Annotated in this window: 19 protein-coding genes; 10 read left to right on the top strand and 9 right to left on the bottom strand. The window is 43.8% G+C overall.

The window, feature by feature from the left end:
- Positions 1-94: 94 nt before the first annotated feature.
- The 5 genes from XZ46_RS25125 to XZ46_RS37670 form a co-directional block, all read right to left on the bottom strand.
- A complete protein-coding gene (locus XZ46_RS25125; RefSeq protein ID WP_008055251.1) occupies positions 95-478 on the bottom strand; it encodes a response regulator in 384 nt (127 codons plus the stop codon).
- A 510-nt stretch (positions 479-988) separates the two neighbouring features.
- Complete coding sequence (locus XZ46_RS25120; protein ID WP_048895296.1) at positions 989-4,021, bottom strand: PAS domain S-box protein; 3,033 nt, start codon at positions 4,019-4,021, stop codon at positions 989-991.
- A 107-nt stretch (positions 4,022-4,128) separates the two neighbouring features.
- Positions 4,129-4,260 (bottom strand): hypothetical protein, encoded by a 132-nt coding sequence (locus XZ46_RS37680; protein WP_006622980.1) that lies wholly within the window; start codon positions 4,258-4,260, stop codon positions 4,129-4,131.
- 140 nt (positions 4,261-4,400) lie between these two features.
- Positions 4,401-4,532 carry a hypothetical protein gene (locus tag XZ46_RS37675; protein ID WP_006622980.1) on the bottom strand — a complete coding sequence of 44 codons (132 nt, stop codon included), beginning with the start codon at positions 4,530-4,532 and terminating at the stop codon, positions 4,401-4,403.
- Positions 4,533-4,672: 140 nt separating this feature from the next.
- Positions 4,673-4,804, bottom strand: coding sequence for a hypothetical protein (locus XZ46_RS37670; RefSeq protein WP_006622982.1), 132 nt, complete (start codon positions 4,802-4,804; stop codon positions 4,673-4,675).
- A gap of 62 nt (positions 4,805-4,866) precedes the next feature.
- Between XZ46_RS37670 and XZ46_RS25110 the strand changes: the two genes are divergently transcribed.
- The 5 genes from XZ46_RS25110 (at position 4,867) to XZ46_RS25090 (ending at position 10,094) form a co-directional block, all read left to right on the top strand.
- Positions 4,867-5,595, top strand: a complete 729-nt coding sequence (locus tag XZ46_RS25110) for a M15 family metallopeptidase (RefSeq protein WP_008055842.1) — start codon at positions 4,867-4,869, stop codon at positions 5,593-5,595.
- 434 nt (positions 5,596-6,029) lie between these two features.
- The gene (locus tag XZ46_RS25105; protein ID WP_008055843.1) at positions 6,030-7,160 is read left to right on the top strand and encodes an esterase-like activity of phytase family protein; all 1,131 of its coding nucleotides are present in this window, start codon (positions 6,030-6,032) and stop codon (positions 7,158-7,160) included.
- Between the two features lie 155 nt (positions 7,161-7,315).
- A complete protein-coding gene (locus XZ46_RS25100) occupies positions 7,316-7,912 on the top strand; it encodes a chromophore lyase CpcT/CpeT (protein WP_006622985.1) in 597 nt (198 codons plus the stop codon).
- Between the two features lie 72 nt (positions 7,913-7,984).
- Entirely contained in the window at positions 7,985-9,160 is a 1,176-nt protein-coding gene (locus XZ46_RS25095; protein WP_008055845.1) for an NAD-dependent epimerase/dehydratase family protein, read from the top strand.
- Between the two features lie 94 nt (positions 9,161-9,254).
- Complete coding sequence (locus tag XZ46_RS25090; RefSeq protein WP_008054009.1) at positions 9,255-10,094, top strand: GUN4 domain-containing protein; 840 nt, start codon at positions 9,255-9,257, stop codon at positions 10,092-10,094.
- Here the strand turns inward: XZ46_RS25090 and XZ46_RS25085 are convergent.
- Positions 10,065-10,343, bottom strand: coding sequence for a MoaD/ThiS family protein (locus XZ46_RS25085; protein ID WP_006622988.1), 279 nt, complete (start codon positions 10,341-10,343; stop codon positions 10,065-10,067). The genes XZ46_RS25090 and XZ46_RS25085 overlap by 30 nt on opposite strands.
- A gap of 201 nt (positions 10,344-10,544) precedes the next feature.
- On the opposite strand from XZ46_RS25085, the gene XZ46_RS25080 reads away from it, so the two are divergent.
- The 3 genes from XZ46_RS25080 to XZ46_RS25070 are packed head-to-tail and all read left to right on the top strand — an operon-like array spanning position 10,545 to position 15,253.
- A complete protein-coding gene (locus XZ46_RS25080) occupies positions 10,545-12,380 on the top strand; it encodes an NAD(P)H-quinone oxidoreductase subunit F (protein WP_048895295.1) in 1,836 nt (611 codons plus the stop codon).
- A gap of 21 nt (positions 12,381-12,401) precedes the next feature.
- Positions 12,402-13,913 carry an NADH-quinone oxidoreductase subunit M gene (locus XZ46_RS25075; RefSeq protein ID WP_006668300.1) on the top strand — a complete coding sequence of 504 codons (1,512 nt, stop codon included), beginning with the start codon at positions 12,402-12,404 and terminating at the stop codon, positions 13,911-13,913.
- 50 nt (positions 13,914-13,963) lie between these two features.
- On the top strand, positions 13,964-15,253 hold the full coding sequence (locus XZ46_RS25070; protein ID WP_008055766.1) for a CO2 hydration protein: 1,290 nt from the start codon (positions 13,964-13,966) through the stop codon (positions 15,251-15,253).
- A 118-nt stretch (positions 15,254-15,371) separates the two neighbouring features.
- On the opposite strand, the gene XZ46_RS25065 is transcribed toward XZ46_RS25070, so the two are convergent.
- Together XZ46_RS25065 and XZ46_RS25060 are read right to left on the bottom strand one after the other, a co-directional pair.
- A complete protein-coding gene (locus XZ46_RS25065; protein WP_008055768.1) occupies positions 15,372-15,803 on the bottom strand; it encodes a universal stress protein in 432 nt (143 codons plus the stop codon).
- Positions 15,804-15,809: 6 nt separating this feature from the next.
- Positions 15,810-16,973: a YihY/virulence factor BrkB family protein gene (locus XZ46_RS25060; RefSeq protein WP_048895294.1), complete on the bottom strand. Its 1,164-nt coding sequence runs from the start codon at positions 16,971-16,973 to the stop codon at positions 15,810-15,812.
- Positions 16,974-17,228: 255 nt separating this feature from the next.
- On the opposite strand from XZ46_RS25060, the gene XZ46_RS25055 reads away from it, so the two are divergent.
- Positions 17,229-17,708 (top strand): hypothetical protein, encoded by a 480-nt coding sequence (locus tag XZ46_RS25055; RefSeq protein WP_008055770.1) that lies wholly within the window; start codon positions 17,229-17,231, stop codon positions 17,706-17,708.
- Positions 17,709-17,792: 84 nt separating this feature from the next.
- On the opposite strand, the gene thrC is transcribed toward XZ46_RS25055, so the two are convergent.
- Entirely contained in the window at positions 17,793-18,884 is a 1,092-nt protein-coding gene (gene thrC / locus XZ46_RS25050; protein WP_006622997.1) for a threonine synthase, read from the bottom strand.
- Positions 18,885-19,250: 366 nt separating this feature from the next.
- Between thrC and XZ46_RS37665 the strand changes: the two genes are divergently transcribed.
- Entirely contained in the window at positions 19,251-19,382 is a 132-nt protein-coding gene (locus tag XZ46_RS37665; protein WP_006622998.1) for a hypothetical protein, read from the top strand.
- Positions 19,383-19,641: the final 259 nt, after the last annotated feature.

The following is a 19,641-nucleotide window of genomic DNA, read 5'->3' as shown; positions in this document are numbered from 1 at the left end:
CAGCTATATTGAGATTTTCATCATTTTAGCCTGGTTTTTTGTGTCTGACGCTGTTAAATATTTCCCAGAGGTTGCCGTTAGTTTCAATGGCTGATTAATCAGAATTGGTCGCTAACAGGTCCCTGACTTGTTGGGCTAAGGTCAAGGGGTTGAATGGTTTGGTAATCACTCCGGCGATGTCCATTTGTTCAAAGCGATCGCGATCTTGTTTTAGCACTTTGGCTGTCAGCAGAATTACCGGAATTTCTCGACAGCTTGGTGTTTGTTGCAGTTGCCTGACCAACTCGAAACCATCGAGATCTGGCATGGATACATCTAACAAAATCGCATCAGGATGTTCCGTTTTGGCTTTCTGTAACCCCTCTTGACCAGACTTGGCTGTAATTACATCCCAACCTCCCAGATCGGTCAGACAAACCCGGACAATTTCCCGGATACGTTCTTCATCATCAATTACTAAAATTTGGGGTTTTGACATAGGTCACAATTTAGGCCACAATTTACGATGTAAGCAATATAAAACTACTCTGGCTTATTAGATTCAAATAGACAAGCATTTTTCCGGTCTACGAATACAGAAAGTTATATAGATAATTATCAATTTTTACCTGTTACTTCTGTGGTCTGTCCCTGATGGCATTTGAGTTAAGCCATACTTATATATCTGGCAAAATGATTTTAATATTTAAAAAATTGTAAATATTTATGACATTTTTATTGAGAATATTTCCCACAAATTTGACGAGAGAATGGGGGTTATGGTAGGGTGGAAAAAATTAAAAATGAGCGCTGTTTGTGTGCGTATAGCAAAAATGAGGCTAAAACCCTGATTATGTCGTCAGTTTAAATGTCAGTGGGCGGAAAATGGCTAATCCCGAGACACCAATTTTGCCGAAAAAATGGACGGCCAAAAATCGGGGGGTTGACAAAAATCACATTTTGTGCATCATGACTGTTAAATGGGGAAATTGAGTTTTTAAAAACAAGTTTAATGGTCAGTACGGTTGGTATGTATAACCATAGGAATAGTGAAATAAAAAGTGCTGCCTTTAGCCAATTGACTTTCGACCCAAATTTTGCCGCCGTGTTGCTGAATAATGCTTTGACAGATAGATAAACCTAAGCCAGTCCCACCCTTTTGGCGAGAGTCGGAGGTATCGACTTGCTGAAAGCGACTAAAGATAGTTTCTAGTTGTTCGGGAGGAATGCCACGTCCCTGGTCGCGGACTTGAAAAAGCACCATATCATCCTGTGGATAAGCTGAGAGAGTGACGGTGGTATGGGGAGGGGAAAACTTAATAGCATTACCGACCAAATTAGTCAGAGTTTGTAGCATAGCATCTCGTTCCGCCCAGAGTTGAAGGGAGGTGGGTAAAATTTCGAGGGTAATGGAGTCTTGATGAGCGATCGCTTGTAAACTCTTAACCACTTGTGTCATCAAGTCCTGAGCGGAACAAGCCTCCATTTGAAATTCAACCTGACCCGAGTTTAACCGTTCAATATCAAGAATATCATTCACCAGTCGCACGAGTCTTTCTGTCTCTAATAAAGCAATTTGAATAAATTTATGAAACTCCTGGGGTTTGTGATCATACAAGCCAGAAGATAACAGTCCTAAAGAACCTTGAATAGCGGTGAGTGGCGTTCTCAGTTCATGGCTAACCACAGAAATAAACTCATTTTTCATCTGTTCTACAGCTCGCCGTTCACTGATATTCTGAGCTTGAGCAATAAAATAGAGAGGAACCCCGTCAATATTTCGGACTACGGACATACTTAACAATACCCAAATCACATATCCTTGCTTATGAAGGTAACGTTTTTCTACATAGTAATATTGAACTTGATTATCGAGCAATTTTTTAATGGATTTTACCTCCTGCTCATAATCTTCTGGGTGGGTGATATCTTTACATTGAAGTTGGAGTAGTTCTGCTTCCTGGTAGCCTAACATTTCACATATACAGCGATTAACTTTTAAGCAGTTTCCTTGGGGGGATAACAATGCCATACCGATCGCTGCATCTTCAAAAGCAGTGCGGAAGAGTTCCTCACTATCTCGGAGTTTTTGTTCGGCTTGTTTATAGTGGGTGATATCAAAGGTTAAACCTAAAATTTGGCTAAGTTTACCCTGTTTGTCTAACAATGGTAAATATTTAAAAATCAGGGTTTTTGGGGGTTGATTTGGAAGTGTAATAGTAGCTTCGCCCATTTGTATGCTTAGGGTTTGGATCGTTTTTTCTAGCAAGGGTAAATAGTGGGAAGTTGCCTCTGGGAGAAATAGCTCTTCATCTCGGCGACCAATAAATGTTTCTTCTGACCAGCTTGTTAATTCTAATACTCGTCGGTTAACGAATTTTAAACGGCGATCGCTGTCATAAATTACAAAAACATCAGGAGCATGGTTTACCGCTATGCGTAGGAGTTCTTCGCTTTCTGCTAAGGCTATTTCTGCTTCTTTGCGATCGCTAATATCTTCCGCAAATCCTATATAACGCAGGGGAGAACCATCGTCATTATAAATAATGTTGACTTCTTCATAAACCCACCTAATTACACCATCATTTCTAATAATCCGATATTCTCGTTTAACCAAATTATTTTGATGCTGTTTTTCCTGATAATTAATTACTGCTCCTCGGTCTTCTGGGTAGATGGTATTTAACCAAGAATCAGGATTTTGATAGAGACTCTCACAGGTGCGTCCCCAAATTTTTTCATAGGCTGGGCTTAAATAAATATATTGTCCTGAATGGGCGCATTTTACAAAGAAAAACTGACTGATAGTAGAGGCAATTTCTTGAAAGCGTTTTTCACTTTTGATTAAGGCGACTTCAGTTTTTTTACGATAGTTAATATCTGTGATAATCGCACAACATCCAGCATATTTACCATCATCAAATATAGGATTAGTTGATAGTATAGTCCAGAGAATATCTCCGTTTTTCCGCTTCCATTTAAACTCATGTTGTTCCGCAATACCTTCACGACGACGTTGCAGATAATTTTCGACTATTGGATAATCCTGTTCATCCACAAACTTAAATAGGGAAGATTGAGTTATTTCTTCTTGGGTATAACCCAGCATATCTGCCATTTGCTGATTGACACAAGTGGTCATATTGTCACTGTCAATCATCCAAACTCCTTCGAGGGTCGTTTCAATGATAGTCCGAAATTTAGCCTCGCTTTTTATTAAAGCTGCTTCCGTCTTTTGGCGATCGCTAATATCTTGAACCCAAGACAGCAACATATTCAGTTTTCCTGATTCATCGTAAAAATTGGAATTGTACCACTCACAATAAATAACTGAGCCATCTTTGCGGTAATTACGATTTATGCAAATCCTCCTTTTTTCTTGATTAGCAAAAATGGTCTGAGTTTCTCGATTAACGCGATCGCTATCTTCCTCAAAGATTAATTTCCATTCATTCATCGACTTACCCAACACTTCCGACTCAGACCAACCAAATATCTCTTCTGCTTGCTTAGACCATTGGATAACCCGCAATTTTCGATCCCAAATAATAGTTCCCAGGGGAGAATTATCAATCAGTGTTTTTAATTGATGATTCACCGATTGTAATTGCTGTGTAATTCCTGACTGATGGGTGAAATCATCCCCTCTGTGGGAGGATAGCAGTTGCATTTCAATGCGACCTTGTGCTTCTTCCAAATCTAAGGGATAAATCAGAACATCTGCTACTCGCAAGTTCAACCGGCGAACTTCCCGAAATATGGTTGTAGACTCAGCTAGTAGCATAATGGGAATGTTGGCGGTTACCGTGTGCGCTTGTAATTGTTTGGCGATCGTATATCCATCCATATCCGGTAATTTGACATCTAAAATAATGAGGTCAGGTGGAATATGTTTCGCTACCTCCAGACCTTCATATCCATCACCAATAACCTGAACTTGATAATTATTGATAGTTAATAGGTTAGCCAGTTCCCCGCGACTCGGAGACTCGCCTGCAATCACTAAAAGCCGAACCGGAAAATTGATATCGGTGGAAGCCATAATCTGCTATCAGTGCAAGAAAATATACTTATAGTTTTGATAGTAGCGCTTTTGATATTAAAGTCATAGCGACTTGACAAATTTTTTTCTTGAACCTTATAAGTTTCTTATATTTCACTGCTATAGTTAATTCCAGACCCTGATTGATTCTCAGTCCACCCATAAACGAAAATCACTGTTGATTTTTCGGTGGCGATCGCCTTCCCACTAGCTATGCTGGCTAGGAAGGTATTAGCCACTTACCCCTATCACAACTCAGAAACTCTCTCCGAGGGCTGATGCTGTTTACATAGATAGGGTATATGGGGGGCTGAGTTTTTTTTTCGCGCATACCTCCCCAAATAAATTTGGCTAACTCACCCGCCGCCTTATAAGTTTCTTATATTTCACTGCTATAGTTAATTCCAGACCCTGATTGATTCTCAGTCCACCCATAAACGAAAATCACTGTTGATTTTTCGGTGGCGATCGCCTTCCCACTAGCTATGCTGGCTAGGAAGGTATTAGCCACTTACCCCTATCACAACTCAGAAACTCTCTCCGAGGGCTGATGCTGTTTACATAGATAGGGTATATGGGGGGCTGAGTTTTTTTTTCGCGCATACCTCCCCAAATAAATTTGGCTAACTCACCCGCCGCCTTATAAGTTTCTTATATTTCATTGCTATAGTTAATTCCGGACCCTAGTTTATTCTCAGTCCACCCATAAACGAAAATCGGCACTGATTTTTGAGTGGCGATCGCCTTCCCACTAGCTATGCTGGCTAGGAAGATATTAGCCACTTACCCTTAATAAAATGATAGGGTATATGGGGGGGGCTGAGTTTTTTTTGGTACATTAATCTATGACATCTACTGACAAACCTTATCAAAAAATTCCGATTCAAGATTGTGGGGAATTGTTGATTCCCATTCCCGCAGAATTGTTTATTTTTGAGTCTCCTCACCCCTATCATAAATTGGGTGCGCCCTATCAACTCTCTCCCGTTAGTTCCCCCTATTACCTGCGAGAGAATGTTGGCGATCGCTTAATTACCGCTAACCAATATTTACAAGCTGAATATCCCCATTTGCGGATTTTGGTTTTTGATGCTTATCGACCCATTGAAGTACAACAGTTTATGGTTGATCATGCTTTTCAACAACAACTTAAAGCCACAGGATTAACCCTAGAATTGCTATCCGAACAACAGCGACAACAATTGTGGGAGGAAGTTTATAAATTTTGGGCTAGTCCTAGCCATGACCCTGCTACCCCTCCCCCCCATAGCACTGGGGCTGCTGTCGATGTTACTTTATTTGATATCGTGACGGTCAGCGTGCTTAATATGGGTTCTGATATTGATGAGATTTCTCCTCGGTCTCAACCAGATTATTTTGCCGAAAGTTCCGATCCTACCGAACTAGAATATCATCGAAATCGACAAATCTTAAAGCAGGTCATGACCCGGGCTGGGTTCCTACAACACTTACATGAATGGTGGCATTTTTCCTATGGTGACCAAATGTGGGCTTGGCTGCATAATCGTCAGAGTACAAAAGGCGCGATCGCTTGTTATGGTCGGTATAGTTAAAATCACCATATATATGCCGCCACATTTCCCCATGATACAAGTATAGGTCAAGTCGCCGAGTTTGTCAAGCCCAAAACCCTAGTTAATTTCATGTTTAATCGTTGAGTGTTTGTGTGGCTGTGTCTAACCTTGTAGCCCTGAGAGACAGAGCAAATTTCCGCCAGAAGCGATCGCTCTCCAGGCTGGCTATTATGTAGAAATTAGCATATATATGCCGCCACATTTTCCCACAATACAAGTATAGGTCAAGTCGCCGAATTTGTCAAGCCTAAATCTGTGCGTGTCTAACTCGGTCCGAGTGAGAGAGAGCCATAGGAATTGTGGAACGATGGCGGGGTAATAATTGAGAGATGATCAGAGATTCTAAGGATAGTTAAAATCGGGAAAATCTGTTAACTTCATATTAGGAATTAGTGGCTAGGAGTGATTTAATCTTGACACATTTAGAAAATTCTGATAAATTCAGGGTAGAACATGGTAGATTGTCTATCCCCGTGGCTATACGAACCGTTATGGCTGTAATCACGCTATCTGTGGCGATATTGCTGACATCATGTAGCCTGCCACAGGTATCAGCCGCGAACCGGATGTTCTTAGATTTATCCCTAGAGTTTGTGGGTGAGTACGAACTACCAGAGTCTCAAAGGCTGTCAGATTTGACCTATGAGATTACCGGATATGGTGAACCCACCGACAGTGGTATTCGCTTCTATGGCCTAGGAGAGTCCGAAGGCGAAAGCGACCCGACAGAATTATATACTTTAGGGTGGGAGTTTGCTGGCGGTAACAAGTCGCCAGTTCCTGGCAAAATTACGATAGAGGAGAGCATCAAATTAAGCGATCGCCCAAGGGAAGCGCGCAGCATAGCCTTTTCCCCGCGCAAGTCGCTGTTTATCGCCACAGATAACTCCCACATTGGGGAATATGACCTAGAAACGGGCGACCTAAAAAATACCGTCCCACTACCTCCCAGCTATGTATTGAATGAGGATGACACCAAACCCCCCCAAGGCTTACAACCCGAGTTAGGCATAAAATCTCTAGCCATAGCGCCTGATGGTTTTAGTGCGGGTGGGATGGACCCATTTAGGTTGTTTGTCGCACCATACGCACCACTAAAGCAGGATATAGATAGCGGTGCGGGGAAAGTGCGAATATTGCATTATGTGATAGCCGATCGCGCTTCGTTTTTAGTGTCGGAAAATCTGTATAATTTTGATGAAGATGCCCAGGGAAGGGAGTTAGTCGGACTGGTGGCTCTAAACCGGGGAGGTTCATTTCTGAGTTTAGAGCGATCGGCAAGTGGTATCGGTGCCGGAATTTATCAAGTTTTTAGTGGAGACGCAACAGATACCTCCCGCATTGCCAGTTTACGCGGTAAATTAACCAAAGTTCAACCCTTGCGAAAACAACTGCTTTTAAACCTCCCAGAATTAGGAGTTAATGCCCAAGTTACTGGTATGACTTTGGGACCCCGGCTTCCTGACGGTGGACAGAGTTTAGTCGTCATTAAAGATAACCCTCCCGGTTTATTGATTTTTCGCCTGACCGGAATTAAGGGATAATCGATGATGGGCAATTTAGTCAATCATTGGCGTTGGGGGTGCTACTGCGCCCCCATGGTGATCCAGCTTGGTGCCGCCTAGAACTGTGTACCCAATTGTTGTATCCTACAGAATCGAGAAAAAATTGTTAGGAAATCATATTTATTGGCGCTATTATGACACACGCTACAGATATTCTGACCCTAGGGCGTTGGTTGGCTGCGGACTTCAGCAACCAAGCCCAAGCCTTTGAAAATCCGCCATTTTTCGCTCATATTCGGGTCTGTATGCGTCCATTACCGTGGGAACTTCTCAATGGGTTGAGTTTGTATCTGGAACAGGCCTATGATATTAACCTGAAACAGCCTTACCGGGTGCGGGTGCTGAAATTAATCGCTGTAGATGATCATATCGAAATCGAGAATTATGAGATTGATGGTCAAGAGGAGTTTTTTGGGGCTTCTAGGGAAGTCTCGCGCCTGAAAGCCTTAAAGCCGGAACAACTGAACAAACGGTGCGGCTGTACTTTTATCACCCACTGGACCGGAAAGGGATTTAAGGGAGTCGTCGAACCCGGGAAAAGCTGTATGGTAGAACGGAAGGGAAAACTGACTTATTTGGATAGTAGTTTTGAGATAGACGGCGATCGCTTTATTAGCCATGATCGTGGTATGGACCCAGAAACCGATGAGCATATCTGGGGCGCGGTAGCTGGACCTTTTGAGTTTGTGCGCTGGGCGAGTTTTGCTGATGAGGTGAAGTTAGGGCAATAATGGTTTATAGGGGGACCAATTGCTGATAAATTAACCTAAGTATCAACAAATACAAAATTTCACTGAAAGTTTATGAGAGTTCTGGTTACTGGTGGTGACGGCTACTGCGGTTGGGCGACGGCGCTGTATCTTTCCAACCGTGGGTATGAAGTGGGTATTCTGGATAACTTGGTGCGGCGACACTGGGATCAACAGCTAGGTATTGAGACCTTGACACCCATAGCCCCTATTCAACAAAGGATTCAGCGCTGGCGTGATTTAACGGGTAAGTCTATTGACCTGTTTATGGGCGATATCAATAACTATAGTTTTCTGATCAATAGCTTGCGGGAGTTTCAGCCAGATTCTATTGTTCATTTTGGTGAACAGCGATCGGCTCCCTTTTCAATGATAGATCGTGAACACGCAGTTCTCACCCAAAGCAATAATGTAATGGGGAATTTGAATATCCTGTATGCTATGCGGGAAGAATTCCCTGATGCACATTTGGTCAAGTTGGGGACTATGGGTGAATATGGTACACCCAATATTGATATCGAAGAGGGCTATATTACCATTGAGCATAATGGCCGTAAGGATACTGTCCCGTATCCGAAACAGCCCGGAAGTTTCTATCACCTTTCTAAGGTTCATGACAGCCATAATATCCACTTTGCTTGTAAAATATGGGGTCTGAGGGCTACCGATTTAAACCAGGGTGTGGTTTATGGGGTTCTCACCGAAGAGACGGGAATGGATGAGTTGTTGATCAACCGTCTGGATTATGATGGGATTTTTGGGACTGCTTTAAATCGTTTCTGTATTCAGGCTGCCATTAATCACCCCCTGACGGTTTATGGTAAGGGAGGACAAACTAGGGCTTTCCTGGATATCCGCGATACCGTGCGATGTGTTGAGTTGGCGATCGCTAATCCCGCTGAACCTGGTCATTTCCGCGTGTTTAACCAATTTACCGAAATGTTTAGCGTTGGCGACCTGGCGATGATGGTTAAAAAGGCAGGTGTGACCCTGGGGTTAGATGTGGAGATTCAGAATATCGAAAATCCTCGGGTTGAATTGGAAGACCATTATTTCAACGCTAAAAACACTAATCTGTTAGACCTCGGTTTGCAGCCTCATTATCTCTCGGATTCACTCTTGGATTCTTTGCTGAATTTCGCCATTAAATACAAACATCGGGTAGATAAAAATGAAATTCTACCCAAGGTTTCCTGGCGTAATCCGGGTTCCGTTTACGCGAAAAGCTAATCTCTTTTCCCCCCTATGTCTCCCCAGAGAGATAGGGGGGGGAATCTGATAATTGACCATGGATAATGGATAATTAAATCCCGGAAATTATAATATGTTTATATGTCCGGTTTGTGGATATAAATATTTGCAAAAAATTCCGAGAAATTGTGAGGTTTGTAACTGGAATTTAGAGTTAACCGAAATTCATCCCGAACAACTAGGTTGGGCGAGAGAAACATGGAAAAACCTAGATAGTTTGCAGGAAAAACGCAAGAAAAAGCGGGTGACGGTAGCGGATTTGTTACCCAGAATAAATGCCATTGAGTCGGAACTGACAGCAGCGAAAATTGAGCGAGAGAATCTGAGAAATCAACTAGATTGGGTTCTCTATCATATCGAAACCATTAATCCTGAACAGGTGACAGAAACCCTGTCAAAAATGCGGATCTGGTTAGAAGATAATCAAGCCGAAAATCCCCCCATGTCTGAGGTGGGTATGGACTATACAGGATTAATGGAATTATTGGCATCCGGAGAGTGGAAAACTGCTGATGAGTATACTTGGCAGATTATCTTATATCTGACCGGAAGGGAACAAATGGGATGGTTAAATGTCGAAGATATTGATAATTTTCCCCTCACCGATTTACGGACAATTGATTATTTATGGGATTATTATAGTAGTGGATTGTTTGGGTTAACAATTCAACAGCAAATCTGGGAAACTGTAGAATCAGATTATAGTAAATTTTGCGATCGCATTGGATGGCGAGAGGGTAGTTGGAAATATTATGATGAACTAATCTTTAACCTAAACGCCCCCAAGGGACATTTACCAGTAATTCCTTGGCGGCGGCGGTCCTGCTACGGCGTAGGAATAGCCACCGCCTCCGAGATTTTATCGTCATTTATCGAGAGACTCTTAGCAGCCACCACTGACGGGAGGAATTAAAACCACCTCATCTCCGTCTTTTAGGTAGGTGTCTGGATTGACAAACTCCAGGTTAACCCCAAACCGGGTTAAATCCCGCCATTGTTGCAATTGGGGATATTCGCTAATCGCTACATCAAGGATATGAGATACAGGAGTTTCGGGTGCCAGTTGCAAGACCAACTCAGGGACTCCATAGGCTTCCTGAAAAGCCGCGAATAGTTTAACCGTCACTGTAACCGAGGGATGGGACATCAAATCTTCAATCATGAAAAACCCGTCAAAACCTAGCTATCAGCCGTTTATAGCCTTATTGATAAGCTGAGATTAGCATATTGATTGCAAATTTCTGAAGCAGATGATAATTGACCTACACATCATAGACTATAATCTATAGCAAATCTAAAGAGAAGATAAAATCTCCCTTATAGTGGAGAACGGATTTTAGCAATTTATCCCAATCTTTCAGTTATGACTGAATTTTTCCTGCAAAACATTTGGTGGATTCCCTGCTATCCCTTTTTGGGGACGCTACTATCAATTCCCTGGTCTCCGGGAATTATCCGCAAAACCGGACCGAGACCCGCAGGATATATAAATATCCTGATGACCCTGATGGCTTTTGTACATGGCTTAATCGCCTTGGGCGGAATGTGGGGTCAACCTGGCTATGAGATGGTTATTCCCTGGCTACAGGTGGCGGATCTGGATTTTTCGATTCCCTTAGAAGTCTCAGTCACAACTATCGGCGCTACTTTGGTAATTACTGGGCTGAATTTCCTAGCCCAAATTTACGCTGTCGGCTATCTGGAAATGGATTGGGGTTGGGCGAGGTTTTATTCGCTGATGGCATTATTTGAAGCCGGACTCGCCGCCCTGGTGTTGTGCAATTCCCTGTTTTTCAGTTATATCATTTTGGAAATTCTCACTCTGGGGACTTATCTATTGGTGGGCTTCTGGTTTAATCAGTCCCTAGTGGTAACTGGGGCGCGAGATGCTTTTCTGACTAAACGGGTGGGGGATTTATTCCTGTTGATGGGGGTGGTTTCCCTGTATCCCCTCGCGGGAACTTGGAATTTTTCGGAATTAGCAACATGGGCGGAAACTGCAACGGTTAACCCTACTGTTGCGACTCTGTTAGGGTTGGCTTTGTTGGCGGGTCCTTTGGGTAAGTGCGCCCAGTTTCCTCTGCATTTATGGCTTGATGAAGCTATGGAAGGTCCCCTTCCTAGTACCATCCTACGGAATGCGGTGGTTGTCTGTTGCGGCGCTTGGGTATTAATTAGGGTGTTTCCGGTGATTTCCCTGTCTCCGGTGGCGGTGTCTGTAGCAGTGTTTATCGGTTTGGCTACCGCTGTGGGTGCAAGTGCGATCGCTATTGCTCAAATTGATGTCAAACGGGCGATTTCCTATTCGGTTAGTTCCTATATGGGGATAACTTTTATTGCTGTAGTCAATGGACAAACTCAGGCGGCGTTATTACTCCTGTTGACTTACTCCATGGCTATGGCATTATTAGTCATGACCAGCGGCGGAATTATCCTCAATAATATTACCCAAGATTTGACTCAATATGGGGGGCTGTGGTCGCGCCGCCCCATTTCGGGTATTTGTTTTATTGTCGGGATTATCGCTTTGGTCGCCGTGCCGCCTTTTGGTGGCTTTTGGACGATGTTGGAGTTGACACAAAATCTGTGGATAAGTCAACCGGCGATCGCCATTACCCTATTGGTAATCAACGCTTTAACTGCTTTTAGTCTCACCCGTGAGTTGGGCTTGATTTTTGCGGGACCTCCTAAACAGATGACTATTAGATCACCGGAGGGACTCTGGGCTTTAGTGCTACCGATGACCGTTTTAATGGGTTTGTGTCTACATATTCCCCTGTTGTTGAAGGCTTGGGGAGTCCTACCCAGTTGGGAAAATATTAACCTAACTATAGCCACATTACTCGTGGCTTCTAGTGCGATCGGTGGTGGACTAGCTACCTGGATTTATGTATTTAACGGCATTGAGAAACCCGTTAAATTATGGTCTCCATCAGTTCAGGACTTTTTCGCCTACGATTTCTATACCGCTAAACTGTATCGATTGACCATCATTTCCGCTGTCGCCCTCATCTCCAAAATTATTGATTGGATAGATAGATTTATTGTCGATGGCTTCGTGAATTTAGTCGGTCTAGCCACAGTCTTTAGTGGACAAAGCCTCAAATATAACGTTTCGGGACAAACTCAATTTTATGCCCTCACTATTGTGATAGGCATTACTCTCCTGTTAAGTTTGTTATCCCTTGGTTTGTTCTAACTCCCTCAAAAATGCTCAATCATGCTTAGTTTGTTAATTGCAATTCCCCTAGTTGGTAGCCTGTTAATCGGCTTGCTACCCTCTTCCTTTACCTCCCAACGGATTCGCTCGATCGCCCTAGCTTTCATGGCAGTAACCGGGCTGTTGACCCTGAAATTAACCCTAGATTTCGACCTAGATAATCCCGGTTTTCAGTGGGAAGAATATCTGCCCTGGATTCCCCAATTAGGGTTATCCTATAGTTTGGCAATGGATGGCTTATCTTTACCTCTGGTAGGGTTAAGCGCCATTTTGACCCCTATGGCGATCGCCAGTAGTCGCCCCGACATGAATCGCCCCCGTCTTTACTACTCCATGATTTTGTTAGTAAATGCGGCGATCGCTGGTGCTTTTCTCTCCCAAAATCTCCTGCTGTTTGTGCTGTTTTATGAATTGGAACTCATCCCCATTTATCTATTAATTAGCATTTGGGGCGGCGAAAAACGCGGCTATGCAGCGATGAAGTTCCTCATTTATACCGCCATCTCAGGAATTTTAATTTTGGCAGGTTTCCTAGGGATAGCTTGGTTAAGTGGGTCAGGAAGTTTTGATTTTAATGCCATTAATACTCAGAATTTATCATCAATTAGCCAACTGCTTTTGATGACCATTCTCCTAATTGGATTTGGGATTAAAATCCCTCTAGTCCCCCTCCATACCTGGCTACCTGATGCTTATGTAGAATCTTCCGCCCCCGTCACCATTTTACTGGGAGGTCTATTAGCAAAACTGGGAACCTATGGATTAATTAGATTTGGCTTACAACTATTCCCAGAAACCTGGCAAATCATCGCCCCCGGATTATCCATTGTCGCCGTCTTTAGCGTCATGTATGGGGCTTTAACCGCTATTTCCCAACAAGATATCAAGCGCATGGTTGCCTATAGTTCCATCGGTCACATGGGTTATATTATTGTCGCTATGGCTGCGGGAACTGAAGTTAGTCTGATTGGCGCTATTTCCCAAATGGTCGCCCATGGGTTGATTTTAGCTATTCTATTCCACTTAGTTGGCATAGTTGAAGTCAAAGTGGGAACTAGGGATTTAAAACTCTTAAATGGCTTAATGAACCCCCTTCGTGGTCTACCTCTCACCAGCGCCTTATTAATTATGGCAGGAATGGCGAGTGCGGGTATTCCTGGCTTGGTGGGATTTGTGGCAGAATTTCTGGTTTTTCAAGGAACTTTTGCCGTTTTCCCCATTCAGAGTTTACTCTGTATTATTGCCTCTGGTTTAACCGCTGTTTATTTTGTCATTTTGCTGAACCGCACTTGTTTTGGTAAGCTAGACAATGAGTTAGCCTATTATCCCCAAGTTTCCTTTTCTGAACAAGCACCAGCTTTGATTTTAGCCCTGTTAATTCTGTTCCTAGGCGTGCAACCTAGTTGGTTATTACGCTGGTGTGAACCTACAGCCAAACAAATGGCGATCGAGTTAAGTATTCATCCCGTGCAACAGGTAGCAATTCAACCCGAAAATCCTTCGAGTTTATGATGTTTTCCCCGCAGTTCACTTAATTACTGTTGATTATGACAACCAGTTTCATGCAAGCAGAAAAAACCCCCACTAAATTACCGCCCTCTCAACATGAGTTTGCGGAGATTATTCATCGCTTAGAGGCGGGAGGCGCTATGCTACCCGATACACCCGAAAATTTGATGCAAATTATCGGCATTTATAAGGCTTATGCCGTCCCTATGGATTTCTATTGGCGCGATTTGTTGTATATTGCTGAACGGGTGTTCCTCAATCCGTTGCCGTTTTTTAAATACTTTTTACCCCAGGAATATTTAGACCTGCATAACCATTATGCCGGGGATGATGCCGATTTAAGGATTTGGCGCGGAGAAGCGATCGCTCACCCGGAATTATTGGCATTTATGCAGAAAGGGGAAACCCGAAAAATGCCCAAACTCCTCCATCATTTATGGCACGATCGCGTTAATATGGAGTTCGCCGAAGCCTGTATGCAAGCCATGTTTTGGCATCGAGAAATGGGCGGCAGATTTGACAGTTATTTAGACACAGACGAATATAAAGCCAATGCTGACCGCGCTATCCGCGCTTATTTCCGCAAAAATCCGGTCATGCTGGGTTTATATAAACTGTTCCCCGATATGTTCTTAGAACAGGTCAGGCAACTTTCCTATTATAGCAATTTAGGGCTATTTTGGGAAGTTATGGCTCCCGTATTTTTTGAAATGAGCGATCGCTATGATGAGGGGACAATGACCACCGTACCCGAGGCGATGAATTTCCTGGTTAATGGCATTTTTGCGATCGCAGGTCGCCCTATTTATCATCATGTTTATATTGATGGCGAATGTTATGAAATCGTCCCCAAATCCAAGGGTTTTATGTGGCTCTATGAAGCCGCCTTACCCTATGTAGAAGCCGTTTTTTATCGCACCGCACCTTTCCGGGGTACTAAGTCCTACAACGCCCAAGCTAAAGAAGTTCCTGATGACCAGAAGGATTTTCATTATGGTATTCTTTACGCCGATATTTTCCCAGTTGGTACCGCTGGAATACCACCGACTTTATTAATGCAGGATATGTATCACTTCTTACCCCCCTACTTGGTGGATTATTACCAGAAATATTGCCGAGGTGAGGATGATATGTTGATTCAGTTGGCTAACACTTTTCAGCGTTCCATGTATTGCGTCACATCAGCCGTTATTCAGGCTCTAAGGACTGCTTTACTATATCCCCTTGATGACCCCAACCCCCGCCACCTAGAAGCCAACAGAGCCTTTTTTGAGGCGCAAATGGATCGATTTAAACGCCCCGAAGCACGGTTAAGGAATATTCAAACTCCCAATTACCGTTAAGCTAAATTCCCCGTAGGGTGCGTCATACCCAGGCTATATGAATCCCAACCCGATAATTTGGGGATGACGCACCATGGCAGCCCTAGCGCAGCATTACCGAGGGGTGGTAGATATGGTATTAGGTTTCATGAAGTAATAAAACCGCACATTCAGCCAACCTAGCGACTTGTTCTGCGACCGACCCCATTAACACCCGTTTAACGCCAGTATAGCCGTGGGTAGGCATAACAATTAACTCTATGTTTTTAGCTTTAGCATAATCGACAATTTCATGGCTAGGCGTACCAATTAAAACCGTGACCTTTGCGCCATCAAATCCTCTTTTAATCAACTCATTGTTCAAAGCGTCTTCTGCGTGTTGTTGTCGAGACTGAGGACTAACTGATTGCCACATAGAGCCAGGTTCTGCGGGGTGTAATTTAGGCAAAATATGGATAACATGGAGTTGAGATATATGGGGGACAAACTCTCGGGCTGGGGATAAAGCGGCAAAAGAAAGTTCAGAGAAATCGATAGGGACTAATACCGCATTTTTATTAAACCAACTCATCAGTTACTATCCTTTACTATCCTCTTGTGTTTTTCTACGACGAATTTCATCTCCTACTGTGGAATTTAATTGCGCCCCCAGAAGCACTACTAGGGAACTAATATTTAACCATAACAGCAGAACAATAAAAGTGCCGAGCGCACCATAGAGAACATTATAATACTCAGACTGGTAAACATACCAGCGAAATAAATTAGAGATTAAAGCCCAAAAAATCGCGGCCAGAATTGAGCCAGGAATTAAGGGAGTTTTAGGCTTTCGGTAACTAGGGCCATAGCGATATATCAGAGCAAAGTTAGTGGAGACAATGCCGAGGGTAATTGGCCACTGTAGACGATTCCAAGTATCCAATAATGTTGATTGAAGCAAACAATCTTGGACAGGTTCTTGAGCTAAACACATATCAATTTTATCGAGGGGACAGTTACCCACTGTTTCTAAGATGCAACTTTTGCGGGCAAGAATTTCGACCAAAAAATCACTAATAAAGACCGCCCCTGATGCCATAATCAACAGCAATAATGTACCCAAAGTCAAAGCGATCGCAATTAATTTTGACTTCCAAAAAGGTCTAATTTTATCTGGTGGCACTTGATGAATCCTATTTAAGGCTTCCATCGCGGAACTAATCACCCCAGAAAACAGCCAAATAGAAATAATAAAACTAAACGAAAATAGTCTAGGGCTAAGACTTCTTCCCGATTGGCTCATAGTTGCCCCAATCAATTTTTGCACTTGTTCTGGTACGACTTCCCCTAACAAATTCGCCATTTCCAATAGGGTTGATTGTAGAGATGGATTGGAACTAATAGCGGCTAACAGAGCAAAAAGAGCGGGAACCAGTGCTAAGGTAGAGTGATAAGCCATTTCGGCAGACAAACCGTATAACCGTTGTTGAACAGTACGAACTCCTAAACTATGAATAGTCTGCCAATTGAGGTAGGTAAAGAATAGAACAAAATCCACCACGCGCTTTTTGATTTGACGACCTAGCCACCATAGGCATTTGAAAAGGATAATCAGCAGATCGGCGGTTCTGGCTGCTACCCACTCAAACCCCAGATACCATGCTTGACGGTTGAGTATCCATAGAGTTTTCAATGGCTGTAGCAGGGTTAACAGCAGCTTCCATAGCAGGTGTAGGATGATTAATAACAGGTTAACTATCATTTCAGCAGCACAGTCTATTATCTGGTTGAGGCTTGGCAGCTTGAACCGACAGTGCAATATTGCCCTATTTAGGTGATATAAAAATTGGCAGGGCAATGCGAGTAGCATTTTGCGGGTTGGGGGAGATTTAATCAGGGCTACTTTATAGTATGACCTGTTGTGGAAGGTTTAACACAGAAACAGGGTGTTACTGATGGTTTAAACTTCCCCAGGGATTCAATGTTTCCGGTTGCTTATGGATTTTTAGGTTGAGTTATGAACCAGGATATTAGACAATGGTTGGATGAAATTAAGCGATTGCAAGAGCAGTTAGGACAACTGCGATCCGATCGCGATCAGGCTTTAGCTAGTGCCGACCAGTGGCGAGAGCGTTATAATACGGAAGCCCAGCAGCGCCGAGAAGAGGTGCGCCGCCATCAAGATGCGATCGCTCAACTGCGCCGAGAACTTGAACAACTACAGAATAAATTTGGTATTGCTAAAAATGAGATTCTGACGCGAGTACAAACCGAGCGGGAGGTTGAGAGCTTGGAAACCGTGGAGGAGTTGAAAAATAAGATTGTCCAGATTACCCTAGAACGCGATCGCGCTAGGGAACAGGTCTACCAAATAACGGCAGCCCTAGAGAAAGAGAAAGCCGATCACCTAGAAACCCGCAACAGTCTCACTACCGCTTTAGGGGATACCATGGACTTGCTCACCAAGGCTCAAAATGCGGCTAACTCCAATAGTTAACCCTCCGGTATGGGAAACTCGGCGCTACAGTACGGCTACAGGAGGGGGGGGTGGCACTGGAGTTGAGCAACCCCCTCCCATTGGCTAAAATCCCATAGCTTTAGCTACTGCGTCCAAATTAGCAGCAATACCCTCTTTAGTGGGGTTATTACTGTGTTTGATAGCCACGTCGGGGTCTTTTAACCCATTACCTGTTAAGACACAAACTACAGTGGCTCCTGCTGGTACTTGGTCTTTGACTTTCAGGAGTCCAGCTACGGAGGAGGCGCTGGCGGGTTCACAGAAGATGCCTTCTTGGGAGGCTATAAGGCGATAGGCGTTGAGGATTTCTTCGTCAGTAACGGCGCTAAAACTGCCTTGGCTGGCTGATTGGGCTGCTATAGCCATATCCCAACTGGCGGGGTTGCCGATACGAATGGCGGTGGCGATAGTTTCGGGATGGGTGACTGGGTGGCCATTAACTATGGGGGCGGCTCCGGCTGCTTGAAATCCCATCATCCTAGGGAGGCGATCGCATTTTCCTTCTGAATGATACTGACAAAATCCCATCCAGTAGGCGGTGATATTTCCGGCATTTCCCACAGGGATACACAACCAATCGGGTGCATCACCTAAAGCGTCTACCACTTCAAAGGCGGCGGTTTTTTGTCCTTCCAAGCGATAGGGGTTCACCGAGTTAACTAGGGTGACAGGATATTGGCGGGAAACCTCCCGCACAATGGTTAGGGCTTCGTCAAAGTTTCCTTCGATAGCTAAGACTTCCGCACCATAAAGGAGAGCTTGGGCTAGTTTCCCCAGGGCTACATAACCGAATGGAATCAGGACAAATGCTTTTAATCCGGCACGACGCGCATAGGCTGCCGCTGATGCTGAGGTGTTACCTGTACTGGCACAAATGACGGCTTTGGCTCCCTCTTCTTTGGCTTTGGATATAGCCATAGTCATCCCCCGGTCTTTAAATGACCCAGTGGGGTTCAATCCGTCATATTTCACATACACCTGCACCTGTTTTCCGATTTCGGCGGCAATGGTGGGGACTGGAATTAGGGGGGTATTACCTTCTTGCAGGGTGACAACGGGGGTGGCTGAGGTAACAGGTAGATAGTCCCGGTATGCTTCAATCAGACCGGGCCAGATATTGAGTTTTCTTTCAGTTGCGGGCAAAGTCAGGGTCATTTCAATGTTACAGTTTGTTGTTTTGGGCTCAATTTACTTGACTTTTCAAGGTTGCCGTGCTATATAACTTGGGGCTAATGGGTTAATCAGCCCTTGAGTCTTACTCAGGTGAAAACGGTTTCGCGCCTGTCACCCTTAACTCAGTTTACTCCTGATTTAAACATCCAGCCACTTGCCTTGGGGGGCGATGATGTTTTTCTTAAAAAGAGTTTAACATGGAGTGAAAATATAGTTAAGATTTGTTGATGTGCCAGTTAAGTTTATAAATCCAACTAATTACTGATGCCAACTCCTTCATCGACTTTATCGCGTCCACAAAATCTGTCATCCTTGCCGTTGTCTTCAGCTTCCGGTAAAATCGACAAGATGCCGTCTATATATAGTGTTGATCAGCAAGTGAAGTTTTTGCATCTTCAGGCTGAGGTGGACACTCTGCTGCTAGAATTACAAACTCTCAAGCAAATGCGATCGCTTGGTCCCACCGACCCGAAAAATTAGGCCCAATCCCGCCAGGGGGCCAATAATCAGCAATCAGAAATTAGCGATCGCGATCGCAGACGGTGTGCTATAAATGATCAGACTACACTTAACCGTCTGAGGGGTTGATTCAACTATTTGGAATCAGCCAGTCTTGGTTGAGGATTGCTCTCAATCTCAGGGTCAGGTAACTCCATCAAAAAAGACCGCTTAGGCGGGTTAATTGGCTGAGATACCATTACTGTAGGTTGGGAAAGTTGTCGGCTACCTTAGCAGTTAA

Origin of the sequence: Limnospira indica PCC 8005 (assembly GCF_000973065.1) — a bacterium.
GTDB lineage: Bacteria > Cyanobacteriota > Cyanobacteriia > Cyanobacteriales > Microcoleaceae > Limnospira > Limnospira fusiformis.
The sequence above is the reverse complement of the archived record's forward strand: the minus strand, read 5'-3'. Positions and strand labels throughout refer to the sequence as shown.